This window comes from Saccharothrix sp. ST-888, assembly GCF_000955975.1.
In the GTDB taxonomy this organism is placed as follows: domain Bacteria; phylum Actinomycetota; class Actinomycetes; order Streptomycetales; family Streptomycetaceae; genus Kitasatospora.
In genome coordinates this window covers 1-357 of record NZ_JYJF01000570.1, presented here as the reverse complement: position 1 = coordinate 357, position 357 = coordinate 1, and the positions used below count along the sequence as shown (strand labels likewise).

Here is a 357-nt window from a genome sequence, read left to right as displayed (position 1 = left end):
AGCCGGGCGAGGCGGTCGTCGGACGGGTGGGCGAGCCTGCTCGCGGCCGGGTAGGACTGCGCCGTGAACATGCGGTCCGCACTGACCTCGCCGAGCAGGTGGCCCATCACCACCGGGTCGTGCAACAGCCCCAACGCCCGGACGAAGCTGAATCTGGAGCGGAGCCGGTACCAGCTGATGTCGGCGATCCTCATCGCCCCGTCCCCCTTGTCCAGCGCCTGCAACACGGCAGTGCTCCCCACCACCGATGCCACTTCGACCACCCCGTCCCGGCTCCGGCGCTCGGGAACACCCCGCTCCAGACGGCCGTGGACTCCCAGTACACCGCGCTGACCGTCGCCGACGTCACCTGGGCGC

The 357-nt window shown here is 71.1% G+C and carries 1 protein-coding gene; it reads right to left on the bottom strand.

Annotated features, from left to right (window positions below):
* Positions 1 to 227: hypothetical protein (locus UK12_RS33810; protein WP_156179134.1), on the bottom strand; the 227-nt coding region annotated here is incomplete at its 3' end.
* Positions 228 to 357 lie beyond the last annotated feature (130 nt).